The organism is Paraburkholderia sp. WS6 (assembly GCF_030464835.1).
Taxonomy (GTDB): Bacteria; Pseudomonadota; Gammaproteobacteria; order Burkholderiales; family Burkholderiaceae; genus Paraburkholderia; species Paraburkholderia madseniana.
The window spans coordinates 114,849-140,122 of sequence record NZ_JALQCK010000006.1 but is presented as its reverse complement, the minus strand read 5'-3'; the positions used below and the strand labels follow the sequence as shown (position 1 = coordinate 140,122).

General features: G+C 62.9%; 18 protein-coding genes and 1 pseudogene. 8 read left to right on the top strand and 11 right to left on the bottom strand.

Annotation, left to right across the window (positions count from 1 at the left end; all coding sequences use genetic code 11):
• Window positions 1–295: 295 nt before the first annotated feature.
• Genes M0D64_RS09775 through M0D64_RS09765 form a run of 3 tightly spaced genes read right to left on the bottom strand, consistent with a single transcriptional unit; the run spans window position 296 to window position 2,447 of the window.
• Entirely contained in the window at window positions 296–1,219 is a 924-nt protein-coding gene (locus M0D64_RS09775) for a spermidine synthase (RefSeq protein ID WP_266257451.1), read from the bottom strand.
• Window positions 1,216–1,689, bottom strand: coding sequence for a DNA-deoxyinosine glycosylase (locus M0D64_RS09770; protein WP_266239387.1), 474 nt, complete (start codon window positions 1,687–1,689; stop codon window positions 1,216–1,218). The genes M0D64_RS09775 and M0D64_RS09770 overlap by 4 nt, the downstream gene beginning before the upstream one ends.
• Window positions 1,689–2,447 (bottom strand): chorismate lyase, encoded by a 759-nt coding sequence (locus M0D64_RS09765; protein WP_266257450.1) that lies wholly within the window; start codon window positions 2,445–2,447, stop codon window positions 1,689–1,691. The genes M0D64_RS09770 and M0D64_RS09765 overlap by 1 nt, the downstream gene beginning before the upstream one ends.
• A 242-nt stretch (window positions 2,448–2,689) precedes the next feature.
• Here M0D64_RS09765 and M0D64_RS09760 point away from each other — a divergent pair, with 242 nt between their 5' ends.
• Window positions 2,690–3,196 carry an OmpA family protein gene (locus M0D64_RS09760; RefSeq protein WP_154558991.1) on the top strand — a complete coding sequence of 169 codons (507 nt, stop codon included), beginning with the start codon at window positions 2,690–2,692 and terminating at the stop codon, window positions 3,194–3,196.
• 119 nt (window positions 3,197–3,315) lie between these two features.
• Here M0D64_RS09760 and M0D64_RS09755 read toward each other — a convergent pair whose 3' ends face one another.
• The 3 genes from M0D64_RS09755 to M0D64_RS09745 all read right to left on the bottom strand — a co-directional run bounded on the left by M0D64_RS09755 (window position 3,316) and on the right by M0D64_RS09745 (window position 8,921).
• The gene (locus M0D64_RS09755; protein ID WP_266257448.1) at window positions 3,316–5,124 is read right to left on the bottom strand and encodes a hypothetical protein; all 1,809 of its coding nucleotides are present in this window, start codon (window positions 5,122–5,124) and stop codon (window positions 3,316–3,318) included.
• A 286-nt stretch (window positions 5,125–5,410) separates the two neighbouring features.
• Complete coding sequence (gene htpG, locus M0D64_RS09750; RefSeq protein ID WP_266257446.1) at window positions 5,411–7,309, bottom strand: molecular chaperone HtpG; 1,899 nt, start codon at window positions 7,307–7,309, stop codon at window positions 5,411–5,413.
• 157 nt (window positions 7,310–7,466) lie between these two features.
• A complete protein-coding gene (locus M0D64_RS09745) occupies window positions 7,467–8,921 on the bottom strand; it encodes a PLP-dependent aminotransferase family protein (protein WP_266257445.1) in 1,455 nt (484 codons plus the stop codon).
• A 279-nt stretch (window positions 8,922–9,200) separates the two neighbouring features.
• On the opposite strand from M0D64_RS09745, the gene M0D64_RS09740 reads away from it, so the two are divergent.
• The 6 genes and pseudogenes from M0D64_RS09740 to M0D64_RS09715 all read left to right on the top strand — a co-directional run bounded on the left by M0D64_RS09740 (window position 9,201) and on the right by M0D64_RS09715 (window position 16,356).
• Window positions 9,201–9,890, top strand: coding sequence for a VOC family protein (locus M0D64_RS09740; protein WP_154558987.1), 690 nt, complete (start codon window positions 9,201–9,203; stop codon window positions 9,888–9,890).
• 75 nt (window positions 9,891–9,965) lie between these two features.
• On the top strand, window positions 9,966–11,162 hold the full coding sequence (locus M0D64_RS09735) for a PLP-dependent aminotransferase family protein (RefSeq protein WP_169486647.1): 1,197 nt from the start codon (window positions 9,966–9,968) through the stop codon (window positions 11,160–11,162).
• 53 nt (window positions 11,163–11,215) lie between these two features.
• Complete coding sequence (locus M0D64_RS09730) at window positions 11,216–11,680, top strand: RidA family protein (RefSeq protein ID WP_154558985.1); 465 nt, start codon at window positions 11,216–11,218, stop codon at window positions 11,678–11,680.
• 262 nt (window positions 11,681–11,942) lie between these two features.
• A pseudogene (locus M0D64_RS09725) lies at window positions 11,943–12,089 on the top strand (PhzF family phenazine biosynthesis protein); the annotation flags it as partial.
• Between the two features lie 469 nt (window positions 12,090–12,558).
• Window positions 12,559–14,925 (top strand): EAL domain-containing protein, encoded by a 2,367-nt coding sequence (locus M0D64_RS09720; protein ID WP_266257444.1) that lies wholly within the window; start codon window positions 12,559–12,561, stop codon window positions 14,923–14,925.
• A gap of 222 nt (window positions 14,926–15,147) precedes the next feature.
• Window positions 15,148–16,356: a chromate transporter gene (locus M0D64_RS09715; protein ID WP_266257443.1), complete on the top strand. Its 1,209-nt coding sequence runs from the start codon at window positions 15,148–15,150 to the stop codon at window positions 16,354–16,356.
• Between the two features lie 12 nt (window positions 16,357–16,368).
• On the opposite strand, the gene M0D64_RS09710 is transcribed toward M0D64_RS09715, so the two are convergent.
• The 5 genes from M0D64_RS09710 to M0D64_RS09690 all read right to left on the bottom strand — a co-directional run bounded on the left by M0D64_RS09710 (window position 16,369) and on the right by M0D64_RS09690 (window position 24,525).
• Entirely contained in the window at window positions 16,369–16,827 is a 459-nt protein-coding gene (locus M0D64_RS09710; protein WP_028196844.1) for a CopD family protein, read from the bottom strand.
• Window positions 16,828–17,126: 299 nt separating this feature from the next.
• Entirely contained in the window at window positions 17,127–19,451 is a 2,325-nt protein-coding gene (parC, locus tag M0D64_RS09705; protein WP_266257442.1) for a DNA topoisomerase IV subunit A, read from the bottom strand.
• A gap of 67 nt (window positions 19,452–19,518) precedes the next feature.
• Window positions 19,519–21,504 carry a DNA topoisomerase IV subunit B gene (locus M0D64_RS09700; protein ID WP_154558981.1) on the bottom strand — a complete coding sequence of 662 codons (1,986 nt, stop codon included), beginning with the start codon at window positions 21,502–21,504 and terminating at the stop codon, window positions 19,519–19,521.
• Between the two features lie 449 nt (window positions 21,505–21,953).
• Window positions 21,954–23,885, bottom strand: a complete 1,932-nt coding sequence (locus M0D64_RS09695) for an ATP-binding cassette domain-containing protein (protein ID WP_266257441.1) — start codon at window positions 23,883–23,885, stop codon at window positions 21,954–21,956.
• A gap of 238 nt (window positions 23,886–24,123) precedes the next feature.
• Window positions 24,124–24,525, bottom strand: a complete 402-nt coding sequence (locus tag M0D64_RS09690) for a DUF4399 domain-containing protein (protein WP_266257440.1) — start codon at window positions 24,523–24,525, stop codon at window positions 24,124–24,126.
• Between the two features lie 325 nt (window positions 24,526–24,850).
• Here M0D64_RS09690 and M0D64_RS09685 point away from each other — a divergent pair, with 325 nt between their 5' ends.
• Window positions 24,851–25,042 (top strand): rubredoxin, encoded by a 192-nt coding sequence (locus M0D64_RS09685; RefSeq protein ID WP_097391768.1) that lies wholly within the window; start codon window positions 24,851–24,853, stop codon window positions 25,040–25,042.
• The last annotated feature ends 232 nt before the right edge of the window (window positions 25,043–25,274 follow it).

Genomic DNA, 25,274 nt, shown 5'->3' with positions numbered 1-25,274 from the left:
AGCTTCGAAAGAGTATAGGAGCCGAGAACGTCCGGTCAAGCAGGGACGACCCGAGGCGCAAATGTGCCGCTGGAACGCGCCGGGCGGCGGTTTAGCAGAGATGAGGGGTGGGCGCGAGGCGGCTGGACGCGGGGGCTGGGTCGCCGATCGTCGACATGCGTGCTGGGTATCCACGGAATCGAACCGGCCGTGCAATGTACTGGAGAAGCGGTTGGGAAACCGTCGTACCAGCGCAACGGGAAGCCTGGGTCGAACCAGCCTCAAGCGGCCTCAAGCGGCCCGACCCATTCTCACATCAGATCGAGAACGAACTGCCATTCTGTCCGGTCGATTCCTGCAGACCCTTGATCCACTTGCGCGCCGGCAAGCCAAGTTCCGCTTCGATCAGCTTCGCACGCGCTTGCAGCGTCGTGAACGGCACGTCGAGCGCCGGGCCCGAGAACGCGATGGCGATGCGGTTGCCGTCATGCACTTCCGGCAGCGCGACCACGCGGCCGTCGAAGGCTTCGTTCAGACGCTTCATGTTGCGCACAAAGCTCGGATGATCGCCGAACAGGTTCACCGTCACCACGCCCGCGTCGGTCAGGCACGCGCGCACCGCGCGGTAGAAGCCGACGCTGTCGAGCACCGGGCCACGCGCGGTGGCATCGTAGACGTCGATCTGCAACGCGCCGATCGTGCCGTGGTTGGCGCGGTCGTTGACGAAGTCCCATGCGTCGATTTCGTGCACGGTCAGACGGGCGTCGTCGTGCGGCAGTTCGAACATCGTGCGTGCGGCTACGACCACGGCCGGGTTCACTTCGACCGCTTCGACTTTGGCGCGCTTGAGGAAGCGGTGGGCAAATTTGGTCAGTGCGGCGGCGCCGAGACCGAGCTGGACGATTCGCTTGGGCGTTTCGATGAACAGCAACCAAGCCATCATCTGCTGCGCGTATTCGAGTTCGATGTGATCCGGCTTACGCAGACGCATTGCGCCTTGCACCCATTCCGTGCCGAAGTGCAGGAAGCGCACGCCGCCCTCTTCCGAGAACGTAACCGGTGCGAAACGCGGCTTGCGCGGCGCTTCGATTTGCGGCGCGTCGTGCAGATCGTCGTCGTGCAGCGCGCGCTTTTTATTGCGCACTGCTTTCTGTTTGTTCAGCGCGGTGTCGTGGGCGTCAGCGTCTTTGTTGCGGAAAGCACGGGCTTCAGCCGAGGCGCGCTTGATCAGTTTCGTCATGTAAGGATGTCGCGCCAGAGACGCAATTTTTGGTCGAACGAGAGCATAGCATTCGCCGGACTCGACGAAGGCAATACGAGGGTGGCATAGCCCGCTTCGCCGATCACCGGTGCAAAGCGGCCCGCCGTTTTGCCGTTGAAGCAGACTTTCTTCAACAACGGCGCGTGGGCGCGGAGCGTTGCAAAATCGTTGGGGTTGGCATTGCGGATCGCGGCGTCGAGACTGCCTTCGCGCTCGCAGGCGGCGAGCACGTCCCACACGCCGATGCCGTGCGATAGCAAACGCGGTAGCCGTTCTTCATAGGCGAGTTCGGGAAGCGGTTCGTCGAGCACCGTGCCGAGCAAACGCCAGAACTGGTTGCGCGGATGCGCGTAATACTGTGTAGCGGCCAGCGACGCTTCGCCAGGAAAGCTGCCGAGAATCAGCGTGTGTGTATCCGCCGCGACGACGGGAGGAAAGCCGCGGAGCATCAGCGCTTTTCCTTACGGTCCGATGTCGGCGCGTGCCCGGATTCACGCGCACCCCGTTCGGAAAGGTGTTCTTGCTCCGCACGCGGTGCACCATGAGCGCGCGACGCCGTATGCTCGAGCGGCCGGCCATGTTCACGCACATGAGTACGCTGCGGCGCGTGAACGTGGGGGGAGGCTGAATACGCAGACGGTGTGCTGGCCGAAGACGCCAGACGCGCCCATAGCGCCGGCAACATGCACTCGGTGACCATCAAGGGCGCGCCGTGGCGCTCGAACACCGAGCGACGCGCAACCAGCGTATGCGGCCTCACGCCACCGATCTCAATCGCGGCCAACCGGTACAACGGATGACGCGCCGTCAGCCTGCGGCTCACCAGCGACGATCGCGCGACACTGCTATCGCTGTACAGCAACTCGGCGAGCGGCCGCGTGCGCAACCTTCGCGTGGCCTGCCATACGCCGACGCTCGCGGCCAGCGGCGCGACGCTATGCGCCGCGACAAACGGCACGCCGTCGACCGACAACACCACCTCCCGAACCCACACCGGCGCACGCGGCGCGAGGCCGAGCGCGGCGTGCTCGTCGGCCCACGGCAGCGCGACGGCTTCGCGCGTCACGCGCACCGCAACCGCGCCGAGCGTGCGCAGATGCGCGGTCAGCGATCCACCGCGGGTCAACCAGTCTTTCTGGGCGGCGCTAAAGCCGGGTAAGGGCGCGACACGCCAGTGGGCGTCGGCGGCATCGAAACGGATAGACATGGTGTCGGATTATAACGGCGCAGTTGTCAGAGGATCTTGAGTCCCTCACCTGCCGTCCGGTCGGGAATGTCAGTCGATCACCATGCCCGGCAGAACCGCCTCAATCAGCGTATCGATTTCAGACAGTTCCGATTCTCCTCGTCCAGCGGCTCGCGATACAACCTTCGTGCTTTAACAAGTCGACGGTCCGCCCGCGATCGAAGGGCGTGCCATGTGATCGGATATTGAAGGAGATAAGAAACATGAAAACGTTCCTGGGCGCTTCTGCATGCGCAATGTCTGTCGTGCTGATGGCGGGTTGCGCCGCGCCGCTGAACCGCGACAAGGAAACATCGTTGAATAAGGCTGTCGGCATCGAGGTGACGCCGGTTGCCAATGGTGTCTCAGTCAAGCTGCCCGAAGCCGCGCTGTTCGAGTTCGGTAAATCCGAAGTGCGTGGTGATGCAGCGGCCGTCATCAATCGTTCAGCCGTTCTGCTCAAGCGCAGCAAGAAGCCGGTGCTGGTTGAAGGTTACACCGACAATGTCGGCACGCTCGACTATAACCAGCAGCTTTCCGAATCGCGCGCCACGGCGGTAGGTTATGCGCTCGTGGCGCGCGGCGTGGCGTTGGACCGTATCAGGACGAAGGGCTACGCGTACAACAACCCCGTCGCCAGCAACGATACAGCCGAAGGGCGCGCGCTGAACCGGCGCACCGAGATCGTGGTACGCGGCGAAACGATGGATACGCTGATGGGGCAGAAGTAGGCGTTCGCCATCTGATGTGAGGTTCGAAAAAAACGCCCGCGTCATGCGGGCGTTTCTACGTGTGCGCTCTTGTTCTTTCGGACGCGATTTTCCAGGTTCCGCGCGATTCGCGCGAACAACTACTGCGCGCTTAACATTGCCCGCAATTGGGCCGCCACGCGCTCGACCACCGGCTCCCACGCGCCCGGCCGCGGCTGCCGGAACAGATCAACCGAGTCGTACCACGGTTGTGTCTCCTCATTGCCCCACGCCCAATGCGACACGCGATCGAGCATCGCCAGCACCGGGCGCCCCAGCGCGCCACCCAGATGCAGAGGTGCACTGTCGATGGTGAGCACCGCATCGAGCGCGCTCACGTGCGCGGCCACGTCGTCGAAACCGGCCTGATAGTGCGCAGTCAGATCGCAAACGCGATAGCCCTCTCCGCTCAGCGTCGCCACATCGGCGTCACGGCCCGGCGTCAGCGGATGGAACACAATATTGGGTAGCGCGAGCACCGGCGCCAGCGCCGAAAGCGGAATCGACCGTTTCGCGTCGCGACGATGCGTCGGGCTGCCCGACCAGACGAGGCCGACATGCAATCGCGCCGACTCTCCACCCCATGCGCTGATCCGCTCGCGCCATGCGGCCACGCGGCTTGCATCGGCAGCTAGATAGGCACCGCCGCGCACCTGGTCAGGCTGCAAGCCAAGCACCGACGGCACGCTCATGATCGGCAGCCCAAAGTGGGGCTTGCCGAGCGGTCCGTCCTCGATGGACACGCAATCCGCGTAAAAACGCGCAAACAGCGGCTGTAACGCCCGGCGCACTGCCAGCACCAGCCGACCGCCTTCGTCGCGTACGCGCGCTGCCAGTTCGTGCACGAAGCGCACCATCTGGATATCGTCGCCGTTGCCCTGTTCGCTGTGCACGATCAAGGTCTTGCCGCCCAGCGATTGACCCTGCCAGCGCGGACACAGCCGTTCCATCACAGTCACGACGTTGTTCGACTCTCGATCGTCGCGTGTCAGACGCGCCGCGAAGTGTGGCCATGCGCTCGACCAGTCGCCGCGCCGCAACTTCAGATCAGCCAGATCGACGGCCGCCTGCGATGCCGACGGGTCGAGCGTGAGCGCTGCATGCAGCGCCGCTTCGCTTTCTGCAAAACGCGCCTGTTCGGCCAGATACATGCCGATCGCGCCCAGTACGTGGGCATTGCCGGGCGCGGCGACATCGACAGCGCGCATGGTTGCCTCGGCCGCGGCGGCGTCGTTGCACTGCCATTGCGCATGGCTCAGTTGCCAGGCGATTTCTGCATCGGCGGGATGGCGTGTCAGCACCTCACGACAAACGCGTTCCACCGTGGGCCAATCGCGGATCTCGCGGAAAGCCAGCACGAGCTGCAACGGCAACGCGGGGTGGATCGCCGGATCGAGCACATAGGCCCGCAACAGCGCCACGCGACGCTCGGCTCGCGCGCTCGCATCCGGCGACGTCGCAAGCGCAATCGCCAACCACCAGGGGGCGCGGGCATCCTGTGGTTCGTGTTGCTCGTACGCGCGCAACATGTGTGCCGCCGCCGAATGCGCGCCACAGCGATCGATCAACCAGACGATCCATTCGAGCGTCGCTGCCGACGGCTGGGCGCTTACCGCCAACTCGCTGTTGCGCTGCGCGGCGTCAGCGCGGCCGAGTGCGTCGGCGAACAGGGCTAACCGGGCGTAACGCGCGCCGTTCGTTGCCGACTGCATCTGCGCTTGCGATGCACTGTGGTACGCCGCTTCAAAACGCCCTGCGCTCGCGCACAGGTCCGCGTGCAATTGCGGCGTGACACCCTCTGCAATGAGTTCGAGGGCCCGTCGCTCAGCAGCGTCGAAACCTTGCTCGCGCAAGATCGACCACAGGAGATGCACGGGATCGGCGGGGGTTGGCAGTGCGGAATCGGACATGGGAATACAGAGAGCTATCGCGGCGCGTCAATGCGCAATTGCAGAAATGAAATCGGATGCGTGAATGACCGGGAGACTGCAAATAGTCTCTTGAGCATCCGAATTTCGATCGCGCAGCATAAGACAGAACCGCGTTTTCACATCTCACAAATCAATCTCGATTTAGCGCGTTGAATGGATTTGATTGGTTAAAGGAGGGCAAAAAAAATGCGCTGCCAAGGCAGCGCATTTTTCAATCACAAGCGTCAAAACGACGCCGGTCCAGGCTCAATTCAAACTTGAAAACTCAACCTGCACGCGCCAGCAACAACGCGTTGGTACGCTTCACAAAGCTGGCCGGATCTTCCAGCGCACCGCCTTCAGCAAGCAAAGCCTGATCGAACAACAGATGACACCAGTCGTCGAAATTCGCGCTGTCCGCATGCAAGCCCTTCACCAGCGCATGTTCCGGATTCACTTCGAGAATCGGGTGGAACGACGGCGCTTCCTGACCCGCCGCCTTCAGCATACGTTGCAGATAGCCGCTCATTTCGCCATCGTCGGCCACGAGGCAGGACGGCGAATCGGTCAGGCGGAACGTCAAGCGCACGTCTTTGGCCTTGTCCTTCAACGCTTCTTTCATCTTGTCGACGAGCGGCTTGAACTCTTCGCCGACCTTCTCCTGCGCCTGCTTTTCTTCGTCATTCAGCGCGCCCAGATCGAGATCTCCACGCGCGACGCTTTGCAGCGGCTTGCCGTCGAATTCGTTCAGGAACGACAGCATCCATTCATCGACGCGATCGGTCAGCAGCAGCACTTCCACGCCCTTCTTGCGGAACACTTCGAGATGCGGGCTGTGGGTCGCGGCCTGCCAGGTGTCGGCCGTTACGTAATAGATCTTCGTTTGCTCGGGCTTCATCCGCGCAACGTAATCGGCGAGCGAGACGTTTTGCTCCGGCGATTCCGTATGCGTCGCCGCGAAACGCACCAGCTTCGCAATACGCTCGCGATTGGCGAAATCTTCGCCGATGCCTTCCTTCAGCACCTGACCGAATTCCTTCCAGAAGCCGGCGTACTTTTCCTTATCGGCGTCGTTTTCGGCGTTCGCCAATTCTTCGAGCATCGACAGCGAACGCTTGGTCACGCCTTCGCGGATCGCCTTCACGTCGCGACTTTCCTGCAGGATTTCGCGCGACACGTTCAACGGCAGATCAGCCGAATCGACCACGCCCTTCACGAAACGCAGATAGCCCGGCAGCAGTTGTTCGGCGTCGTCCATGATGAATACACGTTTCACGTACAGCTTCAGACCGGCGCGATGATCGCGGTTGAACATGTCGAACGGTGCATGCGTCGGCACGTACAGCAGTTGCGTGTATTCGCTGCGGCCTTCAACGCGGTTATGCGTCCACGTCAGCGGATCCTGATGATCGTGCGAGAGGTGCTGGTAGAACTGCTTGTACTGTTCTTCCGTGATGTCGTTCTTCGAACGGGTCCACAGCGCGCTCGCCTGGTTGACGGTCTCGTCTTCGTCCTTCGTGACCATCTCGCTCTTTTCAGCGTCCCACTCTTCCTTCGCCATCACGATGGGCAGCGCGACGTGGTCCGAGTACTTCTGGATGATCGACTTCAGACGATGCAACGACAGCAGCTCGTCTTCATCGGCGCGCAGATGCAGCGTGATGGTCGTGCCGCGCGCGGCGCGTTCGATTCTCTCCACCGCGAAATCGCCCTCGCCCGCGCTTACCCAGCGCACGCCTTCCGAGGCCGGCAAACCGGCGCGGCGCGTTTCGACCGTGATCTTGTCCGCGACGATAAAGCCCGAGTAAAAGCCCACGCCGAACTGGCCGATCAGCGCCGCATCTTTCTGCTGGTCGCCGGAGAGCTTGCCGAAGAATTCCTTGGTGCCCGAACGAGCGATCGTGCCGAGATGCGAGATCGTCTCGTCACGGCTCATCCCGATGCCGTTGTCGTCGATGGTGACGGTGCGCGCGGCCTTGTCGTACGAGACGCGAATCCGCAGATTCGGATCGTTTTCGTACAGTCCGCTATTTTCGATCGCTTCAAAGCGCAGCTTGTCGGCCGCGTCGGACGCGTTCGAAATCAGCTCGCGCAGAAAGATTTCCTTGTTGCTGTACAGCGAATGGATCATCAGGTGCAGAAGTTGTTTAACTTCTGCCTGAAAGCTCATGGTTTCTTGTGCCATGGTCGGACTTCCTCTCTGTTACGAATGGGGTTCTAGTCAGGCGTGGCGCACGGCCGCGAGCCGTTTGGGCCACTTGGGCCGCCGAGGCCGCCGGGGCCGTGCCGCCGGATGGCCGGATTGCCGTGTCGCCGCTAAGTTGGGGCAGCCCGGCGCGGTTTCAAGAGGCGCGCCGCGCGACGCTGTCGAGATAGCGGCACAGGAACGTCGACAGCTCGGGATCGCCGCAGTTGGCGATGTTGAAGCGCATCCACGTGGTGGGCGATTGCAGCGGAGAAAACAGGCTGCCAGGCGTCAGCAGAAAGCCTTCTTCGTGGCCGGCGGCCGCGAGCGCGCTCGCATCGACGCCCGTGTCGGCCCACAGGAACATGCCCGCCGCGGGCGTCAGAAACAGCTTCATACCGGTCTTCTCGAGCATCCGCACGGATTTTTCGCGCACGCCGTCGAGCCGCGCGCGCAGCCGCTCGACGTGCCGGCGGTAATGGCCCTCAGTGAGAATCTTGTAGAGCACGCGCTCGTTCAGTTCGGGGCTCGTCATGCCGACCAGCATTTTCTGATCGCTGACGGCCGTGGCCACTTCGGGCGCGCAGGCGATAAAACCCACGCGCAGATTGGGCGCGAGCGTCTTCGAAAAGCTGCCCAGGTAGATCACGCGCTTTAGCTGGTCGAGGCTCGCGAGACGCGTGCCCGGATAGCTCGGCGGGCACAGATCGCCGTAAATATCGTCTTCGACGACGATGAAATCGTAGGCCTCGGCGAGACGCAAAATGCGGAATGCCTGCGCGGCCGTGAGCGAGGTGCCGGTGGGGTTCTGCAGCACCGAATTGATCACCAGCATTTTCGGCCGCCAGGTCTCGACCAGCGACTCGAGCGCGTCGAGGTCCGGCCCGTCCGGCGTGTACGGCATGCCGACCAGCCGCGCGCCCTGCGACGCGAAGCGCCCGAACATCTGAAACCAGGCCGGATCGCCGACGATCACCGCATCGCCCGGCTTCACGTAAATCCGCGAAATCAGGTCGATCGCCTGGGTGATGCCGGAGACCATCACGATCTGATCCGGCGAAGCACCGATTTCCAGCTCCTCCAGCCGCGTCTGCAACTGCTGGCGGAGCGGCAAAAAGCCCTGTGGCGTACCGATGCCGAGCATCTGCGCGCCGCTTTGCCGGCCTAGCGTGCGCAGCGCGTTGGTAATCAGATCGCCGTCGAGCCAGCGGCCCGGCAAGTAGCCGAGGCCCGGACTGCGCTCGGGGCGCGCGCCCGTATGCAACATGTTGCGCAGCAGCCAGACGACATCGATCGTGGCCGGCGCGGGCGCCGCTGCGGCGATCGTGCGGATCTCAGCCGTCGGCGCGCAGCCCAATCGTTCGCGCACGTAGAAACCAGAGCCGCGCCGCGACTCCAGGTAGCCCTGCGCCACCAGCCGCTCATACGCCTCGACCACGGTGAAGCGCGATACGCCCTTGTCCAGCGCAAGCTTGCGGATCGACGGCATGCGCATGCCGGGACGAAACACGCGCTCCTCGATGCGGCGGCGCGCCCACTGGACGAGCTGCTCGACCAGCGTCAGCGACGTCGTATCGTGAGGCGTGGGAATCTGGGTAAGCGGGACGGACATGACGGGCTCCAACTGTACCGAACGGTATCGAGTCGATTGTACCGTTACTGTGCCGGTCGCCGCCGCTACATTCAAGGCTACATTTAAGATAAGCAACGGATGATGAGGCGGCCCGGGTTGCATTCCGCCGCTCACGAGCGAGTTCGGGCAAGACCCGCCCAAACGCCATCCGCCTGGCCCGCCGACCCGGCAAACGGTTATGCTTACGACCCCGGCAACGCTGCTGCCGCACCCGGCGCGCGTTCCGGCTTACCGCAGAAACCGTTTTCCTGATCCGCCATGACTGCCCATTCGCTCCGTCTCGATCACCTCGTGATTTCCGCCCGTACCCTCGACGAGGGCACGCAGTACGTTGCCGACACGCTCGGCGTCGCACCGGCCGGCGGTGGCGCGCATCCGCTGATGCGCACGCACAATCGTCTGCTGAATCTGTGGGGCGGCGTGTATCTGGAAGTGATTGCGGTCGACCCGCAGGCGGCAGAACCAGCGGATGGCGCCGCGCCTCGTGCCCGCCTGTTCGCCCTCGACGACCCGGCGACGCAAGCGCGGCTCGAAAAGGGCCCGTACCTGTCGCACTGGGTTGCCCGAGTCGACCGGCCGAAGCAGCTCGCGGCATGGCAAACGCAGTATCCCCAGCGCATTGCACCGATCGTGCCGATGACGCGCGGCGATTTCACCTGGGGTCTGTCGGTGCCTGACGATGGCGCCTTCCCCGCGTGGCAAGGCGCCGGCGACGGGGTATTGCCGTCGCTGATCCAGTGGGACACGCCGCGGCACCCGTCGGCGGTCCTGCCGGAAACGGACATCGCGCTGAAAGCTTTGAAAGCAGCCCATCCACAGGCCGACACGATCGCTGCGCAATTGCACTGGCTGGGCGCGGCGCACCTGATCGCACTCGAGCCCACGGAAGGCGCGCCGGCACTTGTCGCCGAGTTTGAAACACCCGAGGGTCTACGGACCCTTAAATAAGCAGCGCGCGCGGGTCGTCAACTCGCGCGATAATCGAAGTTTTGACCGGTTCCAGAAATACCAGCAGAGGAGACCATGGACCAAAGCGACTTGAAAGCCCCCACGTGGCAACTGTCCGAACGCGCACGCAAGCTCACGAGCTCGGCGATCCGCGAGATCCTGAAGGTCACGGAACGGCCCGAAGTCATTTCGTTCGCGGGCGGCCTGCCCTCGCCGGCGACCTTCCCGGCCGAGCGCATGCGCGAAGCATCCGACCGCATTCTGCGCGACGCGCCCGCGGCGGCGTTGCAGTACAGCGCGACCGAAGGCTATCTGCCGCTGCGTGAATGGATCGCGCAGCGCTATTCGGTGAACGGCGCGCAGATTCGTCCTTCGCAGGTACTGATCACGACCGGCTCGCAGCAAGCGCTCGACCTGCTCGGCAAAGTGCTGGTGTGCCCGGACAGCCCCGTGCTGGTCGAAACGCCGACTTACCTCGGCGCGCTGCAATCGTTCTCGATGTACGAGCCGCGCTACGTGCAGGTGCCGACCGACGAGCAAGGCCTGATTCCCGAAGCGCTCACGCCTGAGCTGACGGCCGGCGCACGCCTCCTGTACGCGCAACCGAATTTCCAGAATCCGACGGGCCGCCGCCTGCCGGTCGAACGCCGCCGTGCGTTGGCCGCGTTCGCGAAGACCGCGCCGTTCCCGGTAATCGAAGACGATCCCTACGGCGCGCTCGACTACGCGGGTGAACCGTTGCCCACCATGCTGTCGATGGCGCCGGATCACATCGTCCATCTCGGCTCGTTCTCGAAAGTGCTGGCGCCGGGCCTGCGGGTCGGCTACATCATTGCGCCCGAAGAGTTGATCTTCAAGCTCGTGCAGGCCAAGCAAGCCACCGATCTGCACACGCCGAGCTTCACGCAACGCATCGTGTACGAAGTGATCAAGGACGGCTTCCTCGACACGCACGTACCGACCATTCGCGAACTTTATCGCGATCAATGCGCGGCGATGCTCGCCTCGCTCGAACGCTACATGCCGGAAGGCGTAAGCTGGAACCGTCCGGAAGGCGGCATGTTCGTGTGGGTGAATCTGCCCGCGCAGATCGACAGCATGAAGCTGCTCGAAGAAGCCGTCGCGCAGAATGTCGCGTTCGTGCCGGGCGGTCCGTTCTTTGCGAGCGAAGCGCAGCACAATACGCTGCGCCTGTCGTTCGTCACGGTGCCGCCGGCCAAGATCGACGAAGGCGTGTCGCGTCTTGCGGCGCTGATCCGCGCGAAGGTCTAAGCCGTCTCGACCAACCCGCGCCACCGAACTCAACTACTGACCAAGGACACACCATGGCTCAATCAAATGTGTACGACAAGCTTAAGGAACTGGGCATCGAACTGCCGAGCGCAGGCGCTCCGGCAGCCGCCTATGTGATGAGCGCGCAAAGCGGCAACACGGTGTACCTGTCGGGTCACATCGCGAAGAAAGACGGCAAGGTGTGGGCCGGCAAGCTCGGTGCCACCCTCACCACCGAAGAAGGCAAGGCCGCCGCGCGGTCTATCGCGATCGACCTGCTCGCCACGCTGCATACGCATGTGGGCGACCTGAACCGCGTCACGCGCATCGTCAAGTTGATGAGCCTCGTCAACTCGACGCTCGAGTTCACCGAGCAGCATCTGGTGACCAACGGCGCCTCCGAACTGATCGCGGACGTGTTCGGCGAGCGCGGTAAACATGCGCGTTCGGCGTTCGGCGTGGCGCAGATTCCGCTCGGCGCATGCGTCGAGATCGAGATGATCGCCGAAGTCGAATAATAATCGCCAACAGGTTCGGCCGCCGGTTCGCCCGGCCGGTCGTTCCGAGCGTACTGAACGCGTCGCGAGGTGTCTGTCACCTGCGGCGCGTTTTGCATTTGTGGTGAGGTAGATCGTTCCTTTGCCACCAGGTAGAATCCGCGAAGCCCATCAATCTGCTGGATTCGCCGGACTGCACCCGATGACCGCTCACACCGTTCGTTTCAAACAAGTCGACGTGTTCACGTCGGTGCCGTTCAAAGGCAATCCGCTTGCAGAGTTGCAGCCCGGCTCGCACTACACGGCCCGCCAGGGCACCGTGCTGGGACATGCCGGCAACGTTTCGGTGCACTACGACGATGCAGCCGGCAAAACGTGGATCGGCGGGCCTTCGGTGACGATCGTCGACGGCACGTTCCGGTTGCCATGAACGGCGCAGCGCTCGATTGCAGGTTGACGCGCGCCGGCCTGCCGCTGAACGCCGGCCGTGTTTCGCCGCTTCAGGCCACGCTTAACAACAGAATGCCGCACCGTTTGCGCGATTAATGCGCCATGCATGACGAGAGGCTTGGCACACCTGAATTCCATATCCCGATGAAATATTCGAAAACAAGTGCCAGGCCGCAGCCCCAAGGCTGGCTGCGCCGGCTGCGAATTCAGCCGGCCAGGACGGCCTGTTGCGCCCGCGTATACCCGATGCGCGGACCCTTCCTTAATCCAGTGGCATTAAGTAATATCGAAACGTACCCGATGACCTGCGGATGGTCAGGCACGACGCCACGCTCCCTTCCCCTGCGCAGCAGTCCCGGCACCTTGGTCACCATGCAGCCACCCATGAAATTAGCGCAGTCAATGCTCGCGCAGTTGCAACTGGCCGGCACCAGGGAACGGGCCGCCCGATGAGCCAGTTCCGCTTCTCCGACCAGCGCGAAGCCAAACCCCGCCGCGACCCTGCTGTGTCGCGCCGCCGTGCCTTGCTCGCCATTCCGGCGCTCGGCGTGCTGGTGCTGATCCTGCTTTGGGCCGTGATCTTCGCGCGCCTGTCGGTTGAGAAAGAAGCCACGAATCGCGAGGCGATGGCCTCTGCCGCGATTCTCTCCGCGGCGCTGGAGCAGCACACGGTCAAGGCGATTCACCAGGTCGACCAGATCACCCGCTTCGTCAAATACGAGTTCGAAAAAACGCCGAATCATTTTGATCTCGCCAGCACGGTGGAAAAAGGCGTGGTGCAAAGCGAGACGCTGGTGCAGGTGTCGCTGATCGACGAGCACGGCACGCTGATCGCCAACACGGCCGAACCCAATCCCAAACGCATCGATCTGTCGGACCGCGAACACTTCAAGGTCCACGAACACGAAAACGACGACCAGTTGTATATCAGCAAGCCGGTGCTCGGCCGCGTATCCCGCCACTGGACCTTGCAGATGACGCGGCGTCTGAATCATCCCGACGGCTCGTTCGCGGGCGTCGTGGTGGTCTCCGAAGATCCGAGCTATTTCACCAGCGACTTCTACAACAACGCGGCCATTGGCCGCGAAGGCGTGATCGCGGTGATCTCGGACAACGGCACGGTGTTGGCGCGCCGCACCGGTAGCGTCGACACCGCCAGCGGCTCATTCTCGGCGAGCGGCTCGTACCCGACCTCGGAGCATGTGTCAGGCACCTACGTCGATTCCATCGACAACATCACGCGTATCGTCTCGTACCGGCATATCGACGGCTATCCGCTCGGCGTGCTGGTGGGCCTGTCGCAAGCCGAGGAATTCACCGATTACAACCACACGCGCAACGTCTACCTCCTGATGGCGGGCTTCATCTCGCTCGCGATGCTGAGCTTCTTCGCAGTGGCCACCGGTTTGATCGGCAAGCTGCTCGGGCGCGAGCGCGAGATGACGCATCTGGTCGAGTACGATCTGCTGACCGGTTTGCGCAATCGCTATGCGACGCTGCAAACATTGCGGCACGACGTGGCGCAGCATTCCAATCTCGGGCGCCTCGCGATTCTCTTCATCGACCTGGACAACTTCAAGACCGTCAACGACACGCTAGGCCACAACGCCGGCGACATCGTGCTGCAAATGACGGCCTCGCGCCTCGCCACCGCGGTCGGCGACGGCGGCGCCTTGAGCCGCATCGGCGGTGACGAGTTCGTCGTGGTGATCAAGGGCGACGACGTCGAGAAGCGCGCCGTCACACTCGCCGAAGCGGCAGCCGAAGCGTTCGCCAAACCTTTCGAAGTGCGCGGCAGTTCGTTCGTGCTGCACGCGAGCATCGGCATCGCGCTCTACTCGGTCGCCAACGAGAGCGAGATCGACCTGCTGAAAAAAGCCGACCTCGCGATGTACAGCGCGAAGGACGCGGGCAAGAACTGCTACCAGTTCTATTCGCCGCAGTTGTCGCACCGCGCGGACCATTTGATGAAGTGGGAACAGCAGTTGCGCGTCGCGCTCACCGAAGGCCAGTTGTTCCTCGCCTATCAGCCGAAGATCGATCTGACGCGCCGCTGTATCACCGGTTTCGAAGCGCTGGTGCGCTGGAACCATCCGCAACACGGTTTGATTCCGGCCAACGAATTCATTCCGGTCGCCGAATCGACCGGGTTGATCGTGCCCATCGGCGACTTCGTGATCGAGACCGCGTGCCGTCAACTGGCGTTGTGGCAGCAACAGGGCTACGACACGCTCTCGCTCGCGGTGAACATCTCCGCGGTGCAGTTCTGGCGCGGCGATCTGTACGAAACCATCTCGCACGCGATCGAGGAAAGCGGCATCTCCGCGCGCCGCCTCGAACTCGAAATCACCGAGACGGCGATGATGGAATATCCCGAACTCGTGTCGGAGAAAATCTTCGCGTTGAAGCGCCTCGGCGTGCGCATCGCGCTCGACGACTTCGGCACAGGCTATTCGTCGCTGTCCTACCTGAACCGCTTCTCGGTCGACACGCTGAAGGTGGACCGTTCGTTCGTCCAGGCGATTCCCGGTGACCGTAGTGTCTGCGTGATGGTCACCGCGATCGTCAATCTGGCGCGTTCGCTCGGACTCACGGTGGTGGTCGAAGGCACGGAGACCGAAGAGCAGATTGCGTGGCTCGCCGCGCTCGGCCATATCGAGGCGCAGGGTTTCCTGTTCTCGCGTCCGGTGCCGGTCGAAGCGATTCCGGCGCTGCTCGAACGCTTCGGCGTATGCGGCATGAAGGGTCACCGCACTGTGCATGATGTCGACAGTACCCGCAGCGTGTCCAGCACCAGCACGAGCACCAATAGCTGAATGCGGCCCGGCGGTGGCGGGCCTGTCACGCACAAGCGCACCGCATGCAGCCTATAAGCGTAGGTGCGGCACCTCCCGCGCTTATCCAACCGCTGCATCGCAAAACCGGCTACATTCACGCTGTACTGCGTCACAGCGCGATGCTGTCTGCTGGCCGCGCCAATACACACAAAACGATGATCTCAGAGGGCGGGCCGCCCACGTGCGGGGGCCTGCGTCGCCATGCAGTCGATCACGAGCCAGAATGCCGCCAGGCGAGGAAAACGGGAACCGCTATGGACGCTGTTCCGGGTCGTATTCGGCCTGTCGGCGCTGTCGTGGGGCGGTCTCGCGCTGATGGCGCAACTCGAAAACCATTACGTGGAACGCGAGGGTCGGCTCTCGCGCGTGGCCTTTTCCGATCTGATCGCGCTCGCCTGGATGGTGCCTGGGCCGGTGGGCTGCAATGTCGCCGTGCAACTGGGGCATGCGCTGCGGGGACGCGCCGGCGCCTGGGTGGCGGGCGTTGCAAGCGTGCTGCCCTTTTTCGTGCTGATGACGCTATTCGCGATCTTCTATCGCACGCCGCTCGTGCACGCCGCCGCTTCCCAAACCTTGCTCAATCACTTCAGCGTGGTGCTGGCCACGCTGATCGCGATCACCTGGTACAAACAGACGCGCGCGCTGATACGCGGCAAGCTCGAGTGGATCGCGGCGGGGATCGGTTGCGTGGCGCTCTTCTATGCACGCAGTCCCGCGGCCTATGTGGTGATGCTCGGCGCAGCCTTCGGCACCGGTTGGTTGGTCAGCCCGGTTCGCAATTCTCGCATCGTGGTGTCGATCGGTCGCGGCGACTGGCACATGCTGGCCGCATTGGGCGTGTTGCTGGTGTTGTTCGCCCTGCCGTTACCGCATCGCTATGAACTGGCGCTGCTATGGCCGCGGCTGGCCGGTGCGGGCATGACCTTGTTCGGTGGCGGCTTCTCGGCGTTGCCGGTACTTAAGACATTGTTCGTCACGCCGGCGATCGGCGTGTCGGATAACGACTTCACCTTGGCGTTTTCGCTCTCCCCGTTGTCACCCGGACCGCTGTTGAATGTGGTGCCGTTCTTCGGATATCTGGTGGATGGCTGGGTGGGCGCGCTGATTGCTACGCTCGCGCTTTTTGTGCCATCGGGCTGCCTCGTCGTGCTGGCGCAACGGCATCTGCATCAGTTGAAGGCCAATCCGCGTTTCGAACACGGCATGCGGATCTTGCGCGCGGTCACCACCGCGTTTCTGGCGGTGGCCGTGCTGCGCATCGCGGTGCATGTGCCGTTTAAACCCGTGTATCTGGTGACGGCGCTGTTCTCCGGCATGTGCTTCGCAAAGCTCAAGGTGCCGGTGTATGTGGTGTACGGGACCGTGGCGGTCGTGTGTGGATTGTGGCTTGCCTGCGGCGCCATGCAGTAGGCAAGCCGGGCGTCAGAACCCGCGCGACAGCACAGCGACGCCGATCGTCACCACGCCCAGCACGATATTCACCAGCACCAGACGCCGGATCGTACCGACCGCCTGCGCGCCATCCGGCCACTTCTGCGCCTGCACCGCACGGCGAATGCGCGGGAACACGGCGAAACGAATGTGCCCGAAGATCAGCATCATCACGATGCCGAGGCCGGCCATGGCATGCAACGGCCACGTGGCGTGACCACCGCCGAATTGCATCAGCAGGAAGCCGCCAGTGAGGAGAATCACCAGCACGGCTGCGGCGACCCAGTTGAAGAAGCGGCCGAACACCGATTCCCACAATGGCAAGCGCAGTTGCGGCGAAAGATCGGCAATGGCCGGGCGCAGACAGAAATGCGCGAACACCATCCCACCCACCCACACGGCGACTGCGAGCAGATGCAAAAAGAGTGCGAGTTCGACAGCTTTGTTCATTTTGTTTTCCTCTCCCGATGACGCCACGCCGCTTATGACGAGTGATATTTGTAGCGGCTATTGAGCGCATTCGACCGCGCGCTATGCGTGCAGTTCCATGTACTGGCAGCGTCTTAACATTCTTTGTAGTTGTTATCGCAGCGCGTCCGATACCGCGACGGTGCTGCACCCCGGATTTTTGCTGCGTGCGGCGTGTGCTTCAAGGTGCGCGTTGTTGCTGTTTGCGCTTTAAAGCACACGCCTCGTTCATGCCTTGCTCTACCTACTTCTATCTACCACCTGCTAACTACTAGCTACGATTACGCAGCGAGTACCGGACGCATACCGTCGAGCTTCATCTTGCTCTCCGGCGCGCGCCCCTTGCGCGCCCGCTTGCCGATATGCGGCGTGAGCGTGGCGCCGCTCAGCTTCTCTTCGTCGACACGGCCACCGCGACGCGTGCCGATCAGCACCACGCCCGCCTTGTTGATGGACAGCGCCTGCACCAGCGTTTCGTTGTCGTCGAGCGCCATCAGCGTAACACCGCGTCCGCCACCCGAGAGCGTCTTCATTTCGTCGAGGCCGAACACCAGCAGGCGTCCACCCGAAGACAGACACGCGATGTGCGTCGCATCCGGCAGCATCGGCATCGGCGCGAGCGGCGCAGCGCCAGCGTCGATCGTCATGAACGACTTGCCCGCCTTCACGCGGCTCACCATGTCGCCGACCTTGGCGACAAAGCCGAAGCCGTTGCTCGACGCAAGCAGCAATGCCTGATCCGCGGACGCCGCGTAGTAATGCATCAGGTGGCTGCCCGATTCGAGTTCGATCAGCGACGTGACCGGCACGCCATCGCCCCGCCCGCCCGGCAGCATCGCAACCGCCACCGAATAGACGCGGCCATTGCTGCCCCACGCAACCAGCGTATCCGGTGTGCGGCACTGGAACGCCGCGTAGAGCCCGTCGCCGGCCTTGAACGTAAAGCCGGCCACATCCAGGCCGTGGCCCTTCAGCGCGCGGACCCAGCCCTTCTGCGACACCACCACGGTCACCGGCTCGTCGACCACGCGCGCTTCGAACGTCGCGCGCTTTTCCTGCTGGATCAGCGTGCGGCGCTCGTCGCCGTATTGCTTCGCGTCGCCTTCGATTTCCTTGATGAGCAGACGCTTCATCGCGGATTCGCTGCCGAGCAGTTCTTCGAGCTTGGCCTTCTCGTCGCGCAGTTCGGCCAGTTCCTTCTCGATCTTGATCTTCTCGAGGCGCGCCAACTGACGCAAGCGGATTTCGAGAATGTCTTCGGTCTGCCGGTCCGACAAGCCGAATGCGGCCATCAGCGCGACCTTCGGCTCGTCCGATTCGCGGATGATGCGGATGACTTCGTCGATATTCAAAAAGACGATCATCCGGCCTTCGAGAATATGAATCCGGTCGTCGACCTTGCTCAAACGATGACGCGTGCGGCGCGTGACCGTCGCGAAACGGAACGCGATCCACTCGTGGATGATTTCACTCAAGCCCTTCTGACGCGGCCGGCCATCGCCGCCCACCATCACCATATTGAGCGACGCGTTCGATTCGAGGCTCGTATGCGCGAGCAGCGAATTGACGAACTCGGTTTGATCAATGCGGCTCGACTTCGGCTCGAACACGAGACGCACCGGCGAGTCCCGGCCCGACTCGTCGCGCACGGCGTCGAGCAGCGCGAGCATGGTCTGCTTGGTTTGCAACTGTTCAGGCGTGAGCGCCTTCTTGCCGAGCTTGATCTTCGGGTTGGTCTGCTCTTCGATTTCTTCGAGCACCTTCTGCGCGGCCGTGTTCGGCGGCAATTCGGTGATCACGAGTTGCCACTGGCCGCGCGCGAGCTCCTCGATCTTCCAGCGGGCGCGCACCTTCAGGCTGCCGCGGCCACTTTCGTAGGCCGCGGAAATCTCGGCGTCGCTCGAAATGATCTGGCCGCCGCCCGGGAAGTCCGGCCCGGCGATGTGTTGCATCAACTCGGCGTGCTCGATCTTCGGATTACGGATCATCGCCACCGCCGCCGCTGCGACTTCGCGCAGATTGTGCGACGGGATTTCCGTGGCGAGACCCACCGCAATGCCGGATGCCCCGTTCAGCAACACGAACGGCAAGCGCGCGGGCAACAGCCTCGGCTCTTCGAATTCGCCGTCGTAGTTCTTCATGAAGTCGACCGTGCCCTGGTCGATCTCGTCGAGCAGCAGCTTCGCGATCGGCGTCAGGCGCGCTTCGGTGTAGCGCATGGCCGCTGCGCCGTCGCCGTCGCGCGAACCGAAGTTGCCCTGGCCGTCGATCAGCGGGTAGCGCATCGAAAAGTCTTGCGCGAGACGCACCAGTGCGTCGTACGCCGACTGGTCGCCGTGCGGGTGGTACTTACCCAGCACGTCGCCGACCACGCGCGCCGACTTGACGGGCTTCGCGTTGTCGCCGAGGCCCATGTCGTTCATGGCGAACAGGATGCGGCGCTGCACCGGCTTCTGGCCGTCGCATACGTCAGGCAGCGCGCGCCCCTTGACCACGCTCACCGCGTAGTCGAGGTACTGGCGTTCCGCGTAGTTGCCGAGCGTCAGGAAGTCGCCTTCCGGGGGCGGCGGCTCGGTGAAAAGGTCGAGAGTGTTATCGTCGTCCATCTAGATTCCGTATCCGTGTTTGGCGTGAAGTTTTGTGCGAAGGCAGAGCGTTGTTAAGAACGCTCGCTCAGATATCCGCTTCTACTTCGTTGCCCTTTTCTTCCAGCCAACTGCGCCGCGACGCCGCTTCGCCCTTGCCCATCAGCATCGTCATACGCGCCACCGTGGCGTCATAGTCGAGCTCGCCGAGTGCCACCGGCGTCAGGCGCCGCGTGTCGGGGTTCATCGTGGTATCCCACAACTGCTCCGCGCTCATTTCGCCCAAGCCTTTGAAGCGGCTGATGGACCATTGCGTGTCGCGTACGCCGTCTTTGCGCAACTTGTCGAGGATCGCTTCGAGCTCGCCTTCGTCGAGTGCATAGAGCTTCTGCGCCGGCTTCTTGCCGCGCGCGGGGGCATCGACCCGGAACAGCGGCGGACGCGCCACGCACACATGCCCGCGTTCGATCAGTTGCGGGAAATGCTTGAAGAACAGCGTGAGCAGCAACACCTGGATGTGCGAACCGTCAACGTCAGCGTCCGACAAGATGCAGATCTTGCCGTAACGCAGATTCGACAGATCGACCTTGTCGTCCGGGCTATGCGGATCGACGCCGATCGCCACCGAAATGTCGTGCACTTCGTTGTTGGCGAACAGGCGGTCGCGCTCCGTTTCCCACGTGTTCAGCACCTTGCCGCGCAGCGGCAGGATCGCCTGATATTCCTTGTCGCGGCCCATCTTTGCCGAGCCACCCGCCGAGTCACCCTCCACGAGGAACAGTTCGTTGCGGCCGATTTCCGTCGATTCGCAATCGGTCAGCTTGCCCGGCAGCACTGCCACGCCCGAGCTCTTGCGTTTCTCGACCTTCTGGCCGGCACGCGTACGCGCCTGGGCCTGTTTGATGACGAGGTCCGCGAGCTTCTTGCCGAGCTCGACGTGCTGGTTCAGCCACAGCTCCAAAGCCGGCCGCGAGAACGACGACACCAGCTTCACCGCATCACGGCTATTCAGGCGCTCCTTGATCTGCCCTTGGAATTGCGGATCGAGCACCTTTGCCGACAGCACGAACGACACGCGCGCAAACACGTCTTCCGCCAGCAGCTTCACGCCCTTCGGCTGCAGGTTATGCAACTCGACAAAGCTCTTCACCGCCTGGAACAGACCGTCACGCAAACCGGATTCGTGCGTGCCGCCCGCAGGCGTCGGAATCAGATTGACGTACGATTCGCGCATCAGCGTGCCTTCTTCGCTCCACGCGACGACCCACGCCGCGCCCTCACCTTCGGCAAACGTCTCTTCGCTCGCACGCGAGTTTTCGACATAGCGCTCGCCTTCGAACAGCGGGATCAGCAGATCGCTGCCGTTCATGCCTTCGAGCAGATAGCCGCGCAAACCGTCTTCGTATTTCCAGGTTTGCGTTTCGCCGGTCTTCTCGTTGATGAGCGTAACTTCGACGCCCGGCAACAGCACCGCTTTCGAGCGCAGTAGACGCTGCAATTCGCCGAGCGGCAGGTTCGGCGAATCGAAGTACTTCGGATTGGCCCATGCGGTAACGCGCGTGCCGGACTTCTTGTCTGCCTTTGTTGCAGGTCGCACTTCGAGTTGCTTCGCAACGTCGCCATTGGCAAAGCCCAATTCGGCGATTTTGCCGTCGCGCCACACGGTGACGTCGAGGCGGGTGGACAGCGCGTTGGTGACCGACACGCCGACGCCGTGCAGGCCGCCCGAGAACGTGTAGGCGCCGCCGGCGGCTTTATCGAACTTGCCGCCCGCGTGCAGGCGCGTGAAAACGATTTCGACGACCGGCACGCCTTCTTCCGGATGCAGGCCGAACGGAATGCCACGGCCGTCGTCTTCGACCGAGACCGAATGGTCCGTATGCAGCGTGACCGTGATTTGCCGGCCGTGGCCGCCAAGGGCCTCGTCCGACGCGTTGTCGATAACTTCCTGAATGATGTGCAGCGGATTTTCGGTGCGGGTGTACATCCCGGGCCGTTGCTTGACCGGCTCCAGGCCCTTCAACACCTTGATCGACGCTTCGCTATACGCGGCGTTTGGCTTTTTCGTAGACATGGTTGACTCGGGTGCGTCGGTTCATCGTTGTCCACAGGTCCTGTGGACAGGTCCGTGGACAATGCGTTGAGTTTTCAAAAAAAGCGAAACGAAACAACGGGGTTAGCTGGGGTGCCCGCAGTGCGGGCAACGTGTTTTATCGCCTGGCTTCCCATGGGCGCGCTCGACGGCGGCTCGATGCGGGCTCCACAGCCCGGCAACGGCCAGCCGGTGCGAACGCCGGGGGAAGCCTGTTCGCGGGGTATTTTACTGATTTCGATACGGGCGGCAATTCACGCGGTGCGGGATTGGCCGTTTGGATAAGGGGCGGCGCACGGCTTCGGCCAATTATGCGACCGCGATGAGACCACTACGGGACCGTGAAAATTACGATGGGCCCGTTGCGCAGCCACGCCCCCCCGTCCTCTGCGTGAATTCGGCGCAACCTCGGATCACGCCGTCTCCGCACATCACTTCCGCTTGTTTTCCAGCTCGTCCCAGCGTTCCAGCGCGATCAGCAGTTCCTCGTCGATCGCGGCGTAGCGCTCGGTCAGACGCGTGCCTTCCTGGGCGTCTTTCGCGAAGACCGAACCGTCTTCGAGTTGGGCGCCAATGGTTTTCTGCTCCGCTTCGAGCGCGGCAATTTTCGCCGGCAACGCCTCGAGTTCGCGCTGATCCTTGAACGACAGCTTGGCCGCGCGCTGCGTATTGCGGCCTGCGCCGCTTACGCCGCTGTCTTTAGACGTCACTTGTTTAGCCGCCTCTTTCTGCGCTTCCTGCGCCATCTGCTGCGAGCGGTCGCGCTGAATCTGCCAGTCCGTAAAGCCACCGACGTACTCGCGCCACTTGCCGCCGCCTTCCGACGCGATCACCGAGGTCGCGACGTTATCGAGAAACGCGCGATCGTGGCTGACCAGCAGCACGGTGCCGTCGTATTCGGTGAGCAGTTCTTCGAGCAGTTCGAGCGTCGGGATGTCGAGGTCGTTGGTCGGTTCGTCGAGCACCAGCACGTTGGCCGGCCGCGCGAACAGACGCGCCAGCAGCAGGCGATTGCGCTCGCCGCCCGACAGCGACTTGACCGGCGACCGCGCGCGTTCCGGCGCGAACAGGAAGTCGCCGAGATAGCTCATCACGTGCTTCTTCTGGCCGTTGACTTCGACCCACTCGCTACCCGGGCTGATCGTATCGGCCAGGCTCTTGTCCAGATCGAGTTGCGCGCGCATCTGGTCGAAGTACGCGACCTGCAGATTGGTGCCGATGCGCACCGTGCCTTCGTCCGGCGGCAACTCGCCGAGGATCATCTTCAGCAACGTGGTCTTGCCCGCACCGTTCGGACCGACGAAGCCGATCTTGTCGCCGCGCATGACCGTGGCCGTGAAGGTATCGACCACCGTACGCGAACCGTAGCGTTTGGTGACGTCGGTCAGTTCGGCAACGATCTTGCCGGACTTCTCACCTTGGCCCACGTCGAGCTTGACGTTGCCCTGCACGTTGCGGCGCTCGGCGCGTTCATTGCGCATCTGCACAAGCCGCGCGATCCGGCCGACGCTGCGCGTACGGCGCGCTTCCACGCCCTTGCGAATCCACACCTCTTCCTGGGCAAGCAGCTTGTCGAACTTGGCCGCTTCCACTTGCTCGACTTCAAGCTGCTGCGCCTTCCTGGTCTGATAGGCGCTGAAATTGCCCGGATACGACAGCAGACGCCCGCGATCCAGTTCGACGATGCGCGTGGCGACACGATCGAGAAACGCGCGATCGTGAGTAATGAAGAGCAGGCCCGCGCGCAACGAGACCAGCAGTTCCTCGAGCCAGCGGATGCCGTCAAAGTCGAGGTGGTTGGTCGGCTCATCGAGCAGCAACACGTCCGGCTGCACAACCAGCGCGCGCGCCAGCGCGACGCGCTTTTGCATCCCGCCCGACAGCGAACCGACTCGCGCCTCGCTATTCAGACCGATCTGCTGCAGCGTGGTGGCAACGCGCGTGCTCCAGTTCCAGGCGTCCGAATGGTCAAGCGCCGATTGCAGCGTGTTCATGCGCGACATCAGCGCGTCGTGCTCCGGGCCTTCCGGCTCGTCGGCGAGCTGATTGGCGACTGCGTCGTATTGATCCAGCAGATCGCGGGCGTGGGTCAGGCCCGCGGCGACCGCTTCGAACACCGTGTCGTCCGTATCGAACTCCGGCTCTTGCGGCACGTAGACCGAAGTCAGACCCTGTTGGCGCGTGACGAGGCCGTCGTCCGGCTTGGTCAGATCGGCGACGATTTTCAGCAGCGACGACTTGCCCGCGCCGTTACGGCCGATCAGCCCAACGCGCTCGCCCGCTTCGAGAGAGAAATCCGCGTGATCGAGCAACGCGACGTGACCGAACGCCAGTTGGGCCCCGGTAATGGTGTAAAGCGACATGGAGAATTGGAGAAGACAGCGATGAGTCGGAACTGCTCATTGTACCGGGCGCGCGGGCAGGTGCCTGTATGCCGGAAGAGATAGGCCGAATGACCGGCTTGCAAAATGGGGAGGAACCGTACGCAAGCCCGATGCAGACCGGATCCGACTGCGTTCAAGCCCTGCGCAAGCCAGGAGATAAAACAGAAAAATACGGCCGGACGGCGCTCGCGCTCGTCCAACCGCCTCACCTGTCACGTTACTTCACGTGCACCGTGATGGTTTTGCTCATCTCCGGCCCATACGAACGATGCGCGCCGTCGCCGAATTGCAGCGTCAGCGTATGGTCGCCCGGCGGCAGCGTCAGATCGGTTTCGGTCTGGCCTTTGCCGAAGTGAAGCGATTTGTCGGTGGCGGGAATCACTTCGCCCTTGGGAAGCGGCTTGCCGTCGATCAGCAGATGATGATGGCCCGTGCCTTCCGTCATCGTGCCGGCTGGCGCGATCTTCATGCCGTCGACACCGAACACCACGTGCACCGGATTGGTGACGGTCGCGCCATCCGCCGGTTGCACGAAAGACACGCCTGCGGCCTGCGCCGCGCCCGATATCGCGAGCAACCCGGCCAGTACAGTTCCGGCCAACCATTTGTTTTTGAACATCGTTTTTCTCCTTTTTGGGAAACAAGAGTCATGCGCGGGCCACGCAGGCGTCGATCGTGGCGCGAGTCGCCTGAGGCCGATCGTCGCAATGCATGCCAGGCGCCCGGCGCGCCTGTCCAAACGACTAGCTGCGGATCAAAGCATACACGCTGTGTATGACGGGTCCGTCACGCGGGCCCGGACACGTCTCAAGCGCTTTGCGGCGATGCCGCATGGGTAAATATCTGTCCAATTGACAAATTCCGGTAATATTGCGAGTCGCCGCCATGCCCAAAAAAGGGGCAGACTGGGCGGATCAATGCACCGAACCAAAGAAGAGTACGTCGTGAGCGAAGTAATTGAACTGATTGAATATAAGAGCTGGGTCTGCCTGATTTGCGGCTGGATCTACAACGAAGAAGAAGGCCTTCCTGAAGAAGGTATCGCCCCGGGCACGCGCTTCGCCGCGATTCCGGACGACTGGCGCTGCCCGCTGTGCGATGTAGGCAAGGCGGAGTTTGCGGTGGTGGAATTCTGAGCGAGCTCGATTGAGCCGGGGGCGCGCTGCTTGATGTAGTGCGCCGGGCGGTTCGCGCGGCCCAGTGGGTGATGCCCGCTGGGCCGTTTGCTTTGTGGGACGGGCTTTGCAGCCCTCCTCGTGGATAGGCGTGTTTGATATCCTCCGCGCTCGCTGGCGAATTTGGACTCGCCTGGTCCCTGCCCGGATTGTTCGTCGGCGGGATTGCAGCGATTATTTTGGTTCGGCCCTC